The organism is Mesorhizobium sp. M7A.F.Ca.MR.362.00.0.0 (assembly GCF_004023175.1).
In the GTDB taxonomy this organism is placed as follows: Bacteria; Pseudomonadota; Alphaproteobacteria; order Rhizobiales; family Rhizobiaceae; genus Mesorhizobium.
Genome location: NZ_RZTF01000047.1, coordinates 1 through 6,927, shown reverse-complemented (window position 1 = coordinate 6,927; position 6,927 = coordinate 1). Strand labels below are relative to the sequence as shown.

The 6,927-nt window shown below is 65.8% G+C and carries 8 protein-coding genes; 3 read left to right on the top strand and 5 right to left on the bottom strand.

Annotation, left to right across the window (positions count from 1 at the left end):
• Nucleotides 1-126: 126 nt before the first annotated feature.
• Genes EOC06_RS09250 through cysK form a run of 3 tightly spaced genes read right to left on the bottom strand, consistent with a single transcriptional unit; the run spans nucleotide 127 to nucleotide 3,122 of the window.
• Nucleotides 127-483, bottom strand: coding sequence for a hypothetical protein (locus EOC06_RS09250; protein ID WP_127268751.1), 357 nt, complete (start codon nucleotides 481-483; stop codon nucleotides 127-129).
• Between the two features lie 49 nt (nucleotides 484-532).
• The gene (locus tag EOC06_RS09245) at nucleotides 533-2,020 is read right to left on the bottom strand and encodes an aspartate aminotransferase family protein (protein ID WP_128307573.1); all 1,488 of its coding nucleotides are present in this window, start codon (nucleotides 2,018-2,020) and stop codon (nucleotides 533-535) included.
• Nucleotides 2,021-2,033: 13 nt separating this feature from the next.
• The gene (gene cysK, locus EOC06_RS09240; RefSeq protein WP_127268753.1) at nucleotides 2,034-3,122 is read right to left on the bottom strand and encodes a cysteine synthase A; all 1,089 of its coding nucleotides are present in this window, start codon (nucleotides 3,120-3,122) and stop codon (nucleotides 2,034-2,036) included.
• A 253-nt stretch (nucleotides 3,123-3,375) separates the two neighbouring features.
• Between cysK and EOC06_RS09235 the strand changes: the two genes are divergently transcribed.
• From EOC06_RS09235 to EOC06_RS09225, 3 genes are all read left to right on the top strand, one after another.
• A complete protein-coding gene (locus tag EOC06_RS09235; RefSeq protein ID WP_128307572.1) occupies nucleotides 3,376-5,367 on the top strand; it encodes a transcriptional regulator in 1,992 nt (663 codons plus the stop codon).
• Nucleotides 5,368-5,494: 127 nt separating this feature from the next.
• The gene (locus tag EOC06_RS09230) at nucleotides 5,495-5,677 is read left to right on the top strand and encodes a hypothetical protein (protein WP_013528612.1); all 183 of its coding nucleotides are present in this window, start codon (nucleotides 5,495-5,497) and stop codon (nucleotides 5,675-5,677) included.
• Nucleotides 5,678-5,767: 90 nt separating this feature from the next.
• Nucleotides 5,768-6,142 carry a YkvA family protein gene (locus tag EOC06_RS09225; protein WP_127269768.1) on the top strand — a complete coding sequence of 125 codons (375 nt, stop codon included), beginning with the start codon at nucleotides 5,768-5,770 and terminating at the stop codon, nucleotides 6,140-6,142.
• A gap of 89 nt (nucleotides 6,143-6,231) precedes the next feature.
• Here EOC06_RS09225 and EOC06_RS09220 read toward each other — a convergent pair whose 3' ends face one another.
• Nucleotides 6,232-6,537 carry a UBP-type zinc finger domain-containing protein gene (locus EOC06_RS09220; RefSeq protein WP_128307571.1) on the bottom strand — a complete coding sequence of 102 codons (306 nt, stop codon included), beginning with the start codon at nucleotides 6,535-6,537 and terminating at the stop codon, nucleotides 6,232-6,234.
• Nucleotides 6,537-6,927 (bottom strand): NAD(P)/FAD-dependent oxidoreductase (locus EOC06_RS09215; protein ID WP_164898519.1); only part of this gene is annotated, 391 nt, incomplete at its 5' end. The genes EOC06_RS09215 and EOC06_RS09220, both read right to left, overlap by 1 nt.

The window sequence follows — 6,927 nt, the reverse complement described above, 5'->3', positions numbered from 1 at the left end:
ATGATAACCCCCGAATATGCGGCCCACCCGGCCGCGGGGCGACCATTGCATGCAGCGCTGAATCGCGGAAGTGGACCGGACGAAGCGATCCCTGACTTAATTTGGGTCCAACGACACTTCCGCGCTCTACGGCACCAGATCGATCGTCTCGGTCGAGTGTTCCACGCAGATGAAGCAGCAGGTGTCGCAGGGCTGGTCATTGTCCGGCCCGACGCCGGCCGAGAGGCTGTCGTTGCCGTCGGCCCAGGCGCCATAGCAGATTTGTTCGCCCTGATTGCAGGACAGCGGCACGGATTTCTGCGACTCGGGTTCGATCAGGAACACCTTGTCATTGCCCGGCCAGACCGTCTCACGGTCGCGGCTGAACAGCTCGACCGCGACAGATTCCTTGCGCAGGTTCTTCACGAAGAAGGCCATGTCGGCGGCCTGCGCAGAGGCGGTGAAGACCAGCGCCGCCAGTGCAACCATACGAAACAGCGTCACGGCCTGGATCTCCCGAATCATCGCGGCAGAATCGCATGCCTGCCCGTAACTAGGAAGGCGCGGAACCCTGCGTTGCGATGTCATGCCCCAGCCGCACCGTTTCATGCACCAGAAGGTCGAGATCCTCGCGCCGTGTGCGATGATTGGTGATCGCCACGCGCAACCAGTGCTCGCCATGCACCGTGGTGTCCGAAAGGGCCGCAATGCCCTGTTCCTGCAGCCGCAGCATGACCTCCGTGTTGAGCGTCTTCAGAGCCTCGCCTGTCAGACCGGGCTGATAGCGGAAGCAGACGATGTTGACGGTCGGCGATGCCGCCAGCTGCAATTGTGGCGCGGCCTCGATCAAGCCGGCAAGATAGACAGCCTGGGCAATGTTCTGGTCGATCAGGCGGCCGAATTTCTCGACGCCGTGCTCCTTCAGCGCCATCCACACCTTCAGCGCGCGAAAACCGCGCGACGTCTGCAGGCCGTAATCATGCAGCCATTCGCCGGAAGCAAGGCCGCGCGGCGTCGATTCGAGATATTCCGGCGTCACCGCGAAGGTCCGGCGATGCGCCGCGGCATCCCTGACCAGGGCGCAGCCGACCTCAAATGGGGCGTGCAGCCATTTGTGGGGATCGAGCGCGACCGAATCCGCCCGTTCGATGCCGGCGACGCGATGCGCGTTTTCAGGCGCAATGGCGATCAGCGCGCCGATGCAGCCGTCGACATGGAACCAGAGGCCTTCCTCATGTGCCAGCTTCGCAAGCGCCTGCAAATCGTCGATCGCCCCGGTGTTGACGGTGCCGGCCGTACCGATGACGCAGGCCGGCTTGAACCCTGCCGCGCGGTCTTCGGTGATCGCCGCACGCAAGGCAGCGATATCGATGCGCCGCCCGCTATCGGTCGGGATGCGGCGCAGTGCCCGGTTGCCGAGGCCGAGTGCCTCCATCGCCTTGCGGTGGCACGAGTGTATCTGCTCCGAGCCGTAGAAGCGCAGCGGCTTCTCGATGGCAGCAACGCCATGCTCGCGCACGTCGATGCCGGCCTTGACGTTGCGCGCCACGGTCAGCCCTATGATGTTGGCCATCGAGCCGCCGCTGACCAGCGTGCCGCCGGCAGAAGCCGGAAAGCCCAGCATCTCCTTGCACCAGTTCACCACCTGGCTGTCCATCAGCCCGGCGGCGTGGTTGCCGCCGCCGAGGTTCGAGCCCTGGATTGCCGCCAGGAAATCGCCGAGCGCCCCGGTGAAGTTGCTCGACCCCATGTACCAGGACCAGAAGCGCGGATGGATGTTGCCCATCGGATAGGACATCACCGTGCGCGAGACCTCGCCATAGACGGCGGCAAGCGGTGCCGGCGAACGCGGCAGCGGTGCCGCGAAGGCCTCTCTCACATCGGCCGGCATCTCCCGCCAGACCGGGCGGTCGCGCACATCGCGGAGATAATCGACCGCATCGTCGATGACGCGGTGCGACAGGGCCTGCACATCGGCCCAGTCCAGGGGATCGAGCGTTTCCTCGGCCACCAGGCCGAGGTTTTCTTGCATGGCGTCCATACCAGATCTCCCGTCAAGTCGCCGGGAACTGGCAGCCGGGCGTCGAGCGCGACAGGGCGGCCTCCTCGGCATCCATCTCGGCCTCGATGCCATCGAACAGCGGCGTCGACATGTAGCGCTCGCCGGTGTCGGGCAGCATGCACAGGATCACCGCGCCGGCCGGCGCCTTCTCCGCGACCTGCCGTGCCACGGCGAAGGTGGCGCCGCCGGAAATGCCGGTGAAGATGCCCTCTTTCCGCGCCAGTTCCCTGGCCCATTTGATGCCCTCGGGCCCGGCGATCGGCATCACCTCGTCATAGAGGCTAGTGTCGATCGCCTCCTGCAGCACGTTGGGGATGAAGTCCGGCGTCCAGCCCTGGATCGGGTGCGGCTCGAAGGCCGGATGGCTGGCGGCGGGGGCACCATCGGCGCCGCGCTGCTGGACCTTGCCGCTGCCGATGAGCTGCGCGTTGGCCGGCTCGGAGAGCACGATGCGGGTTTCCGGGCGCTCGCGGCGCAGCACGCGCGCCACGCCTACCACCGTGCCGCCGGTGCCATAGCCGGTGACGAAGCAATCTAGCCGCGAGCCGGCGAAATCATTGACGATCTCGCGCGCCGTCGTCGCCTCGTGGATGGCGGCATTGGCGGCCGTCTCGAACTGGCGGGCGAGGAACCAGCCATTGGCCTCGGCCAGTTCCACCGCCTTCTTGTACATGCCGAAACCTTTTTCGGCGCGCGGCGTCAGCACCACCTTGGCGCCCAGCATGCGCATCAGCTTGCGGCGCTCGACCGAAAAACTGTCGGCCATGGTGACGACCAGCGGATAACCCTTCTGCGCGCACACCATGGCGAGGCCGATGCCGGTGTTGCCGCTGGTCGCCTCGACCACCGTCTGGCCCGGCTTCAGCGCACCGCTGCGCTCGCCCTCCTCGATGATGTTGAGCGCCAGCCGGTCCTTCACCGAGGCGCCGGGATTGAAGTACTCGGCCTTGACGTAGATCGTCGCGTGGGCCGGTCCGAGATTGTTGATGCGCACCACCGGCGTGTCGCCGACGGTGTCGAGAATGCTGTCGAACAAGCGGCCGCGCCCGGCCGTGGTTCTGATCTTCTGCTGCTGCAACATCTTGGTCTCCTTGATTGTCATCGCGTTTGTCTTCACGGGTCGGTTACAAACCGGCGGGTTGGGCGGCGAGGTTTGGTGACCTTGCCGCGCTAGGACTGACATGCCGCACAGCGGCAATGGCTGTATCCGGCGCTGAGATCCGCTGCCGGATGCGCCGTGTCGTGTTTGGTGATACAGGAGAGGCCGACAGGCCAGCGTGGGAGCAGGCGTGGAAACGCACGTGGAATCCAGCCGATCGAGGCCGGACGGCGACATGCCGGTCCTTTCCGTGCGCCTGCTCGGACCGCTGGCGATCTCCCGCAATGATGTGCCGGTTACGTTGCCGTCGTCACGCAAGCTGCGCGCTCTGTTGGCCTATCTGGCGCTGGCGCCGCATCCTGTCAGCCGCAGCCGTCTGTGCGAGTTGCTGTGGGATGTGCCGAACGATCCAAGGGGCGAGCTGCGCTGGTGCCTGAGCAAGCTGCGCGGCGCACTCGACGCGCCGGGCCGACACCGGGTCGTGACACAGGGCGACACGGTAGCACTCGATCTGAGCGACTGCCTGGTCGATGCGCTGGAGGTGAGCAAGGCCGCCTCGCAAGGGCTGGGCAGCCTTGATGTCGACCGCTTGCGGGCGCTGGCCAAACTGTTTGCCGGCGATTTCCTCGACGGGCTGGAGCTCGAGCGCAGCCCGCATTTCAACAGCTGGCTGATCGCGCAGCGCCGCCGCTTCAGCGCTTGCCATGCCGCCGTGCTGGAACGGCTTGTCGCGAGCCTGCCGGCGCATAGTGACGAGGCGATCGCCCATCTCGACACATGGGTGGAACTGGCGCCGTTCGACACGCGCGGACATCTGGCGTTGCTGTCCAATCTGGCAGGGCGCGGCGAGGCCGGCGCGGCAGAGCAGCACCTGGCTTCGGCGGAGCGATTATTCCGGTCGGAGGAGCTCGATTTCGCACCGCTTCGCGCGGCCTGGCAGGCGATCCGTGAACAACGGCCCGGGTCCTCGCCACGGACACAGGCGGCCTGCCTGTCCACGCTATCGCCACTGGTGGCCACCATGCCCGCCGCACCCGGTCCGGTCGAGCCCAGCCACGCTTCGCTGGCGGTGATGCCGTTTGTCGAGGAGAGCGGCGGCACGCGCGGCGGATTGGCCGACGGTTTCACCCACGACATCATCACCCGCCTGGCCAAGCTCAGGGATTTCTTCGTCATCGCGCGCGGATCGGTGTTTGCGCTGGCAGAGCAGAACATCGCGCCCGAGGATGCCGGCCGGCGGCTGGTCGACTATGTCGCCACCGGCACGGTGCGCAGCCCGTCCGGCCGCCTCATCGTCGGCGTCGAACTAATCGAGGTGCGCAGCGCCAGGATCGTCTGGGCCGAGACCTTCGAGCGCAGGCCCGATGACATCTTTTCCGTGCTCGACGACATCGGCAACAGTATCGTCTCCTCGATCTCGGCCGAGATCGAAACCGTCGAGCGCAACCGCGCCATGCTGAAGGCGCCCAACTCGCTCAACGCCTGGGAAGCCTACCATCGCGGCCTCTGGCACATGTACCGCTTCACCCAGGCGGAAAACGAGCAGGCGCGGCATTTCTTTGCCCAGGCCTTGCATCTCGACCCGACCTTTGCCCGCGCCTATGCCGGCCTGTCCTTCACCCACTGGCAGAACGCTTTCCAGCGCTGGGGCGACCGCGACCGCGAAAGCGCGCTGGCCTTCGAGAGCGCCGGACACAGCCTGCTGGTCGACGACCACAATCCGGCCGCGCATTGGGCGATGGGCCGGGCGCTGTGGCTGCGCGGCGAGCAGGACGGCTCGCTGCTCGAACTCGAGCGGGCGGTCGATCTCAGCCCCAACTTCGCGCTCGGCCACTACGCGCTGTCCTTCGTGCATTCGCAGTCAGGCGACCCGCGAGCGGCGATAGGCTCTTCGGATCATTCGCGCCATCTCAGCCCGTTCGACCCGCTGCTGTTCGGCATGCTGGGCGCACGCGCCATGGCGCATGTCCGGCTCGGCCAGTTCGAGGAAGCGGCCGAATGGGCGCTGAAGGCGGCGGCGCGGCCCAACGCCCACGCCATCATACTGGCGATCGCCGCGCACTGCCTGGCGCTGGCCGGACGGCTCGACGAGGCGCGCGGCTTCGCCGCCGCCATTCGCAAGACAAGGCCGGACTATTGCGCCGACGATTTCATCGGCACCTTCCGCTTCGAGCCGGACGCCGTGGCGCTGTTCCGGCAGGGCGCCAGGCTTATCGGGCTGAACTGAAGCCCGGCATCGCCATCTCTGGGATCGCCTGGGAATTTCGCCTCAATTCCGCTGGGTTAACGAAGTCGGAAGGAGTTGTTTAACCGTTTGCGGCTATGTCACCGCGTGGGGGACCGACAAAGTGAGTATGATGAGCAACAGCCCCGACAAGCGCAATGAATGGCGCGCCATCTTTTACGTGCAAGCTCGCGTTGCCATCCTGTTTGTCCCGGTGGTTGCCAGCCTGCTGATCATAGCGGCGCTTGCCGGCAACGAACGCAAATCCGTTCCCAGCATGATCGACCCGACCGTCACCGGCTCCGTGCGGTAGACCGGCGGTCATCGGCTCTTCGAGATGCTGTCGGAGGCGGGCGCCTGGCGTGCGCTATCGGCGGTTTTCATTTGGCGCTAAAATCATCCGATGGCACTGAATGAGTGGGCCCGAACGATCAAGCGCGATGTGCATGCGCTCTACCTCGCCGCTCGCGATCCCCGAACGCCCTGGTACGCCAAGGCGCTTGCCGTGTGTGTTGCAAGCTATGCCTTGTCGCCAATCGACCTGATCCCCGATTTCATTCCGGTGATCGGCTATCTCGACGACGTCATCCTTGTCCCTTTGGGCGTCCTTGCCGTGGTCAGGATGATACCGCCCGAGGTGATGGCGGAACACAGAAAGACCGCCGCGCTGGCCGCCGACAGGCCGGTGAGCCGCTACGCGGCGGTGATCATTGTTTGTATCTGGACTGCCTCGATCGTGCTGGCCGGGTGGCTGGGATATCTGTATTTCGCCGACTGACTGCCAGGCCGTTCAGCAGGGGAAACCGCCGCCAATGAAGCCCGGACGGATCGCGCTTTTCTCGGGATTCCGTCGCCATGCGGCGCCGCTCAAACAAAGCGCGGGATCGGGCCGTTCTGCGGGGTCACGTCGTCGCCGAGGTCGACAAACACCTCGTCGACATAGCACCATGCCCAGCCTTCCGGCGGATCGTAGCCCTCGATGATCGGATGCTTGGTGGCGTGGAAATGCCTGGTGGCGTGGCGGTTGGGCGAGTCGTCGCAGCAGCCGACATGGCCGCAGGTGCGGCAGAGCCGCAAATGCACCCATTGCGACCCGCTCTTCAGGCACTCCTCGCAGCCGAGCGCGCTCGGCGTCACCTTGCTGATGTCGCGCGTATGTCTGCATTCATCCATCATGGTCTCCCGGCCATTCGAGGTGTGTCGGCGTTGCCGCGCGCGAGATATGCATGCAATGCCGCGACCACCTGGGCGCCTTCGCCGACAGCCGCCGCGACGCGTTTGACCGAACCGGCGCGGACATCGCCGATGGCGAACACGCCGCTGCGGCTGGTCTCCATCTGCGCCGATCCCAGCTCCGATCCGGTGCGCACGAACCCCCTGGCGTCCAGCGCCACATCGCAATTCGCCAGCCAATCGGTGTTCGGGTCGGCGCCGATGAAGAGAAAGAGATGGCGGATCGGGCGCGTCGTTTCCGCGCCGCTGGCGCGGTTGCGCCATCGCACCGTGCCAAGATTGCCCTCTTCGCCGTCCAGCGCCTCGATTTCGGTCCCGGTCAGCACCTCG

Coding starts and splice junctions, on each gene's coding strand:
- EOC06_RS09245 (WP_128307573.1), bottom strand. CDS start 2,020: ATGGACGCCATGCAAGAAAACCTCGGCCTGGTGGCCGAGGAAACGCTC.
- cysK (WP_127268753.1), bottom strand. CDS start 3,122: ATGTTGCAGCAGCAGAAGATCAGAACCACGGCCGGGCGCGGCCGCTTG.
- EOC06_RS09235 (WP_128307572.1), top strand. CDS start 3,376: ATGCCGGTCCTTTCCGTGCGCCTGCTCGGACCGCTGGCGATCTCCCGC.
- EOC06_RS09230 (WP_013528612.1), top strand. CDS start 5,495: ATGATGAGCAACAGCCCCGACAAGCGCAATGAATGGCGCGCCATCTTT.
- EOC06_RS09225 (WP_127269768.1), top strand. CDS start 5,768: ATGGCACTGAATGAGTGGGCCCGAACGATCAAGCGCGATGTGCATGCG.
- EOC06_RS09220 (WP_128307571.1), bottom strand. CDS start 6,537: ATGGATGAATGCAGACATACGCGCGACATCAGCAAGGTGACGCCGAGC.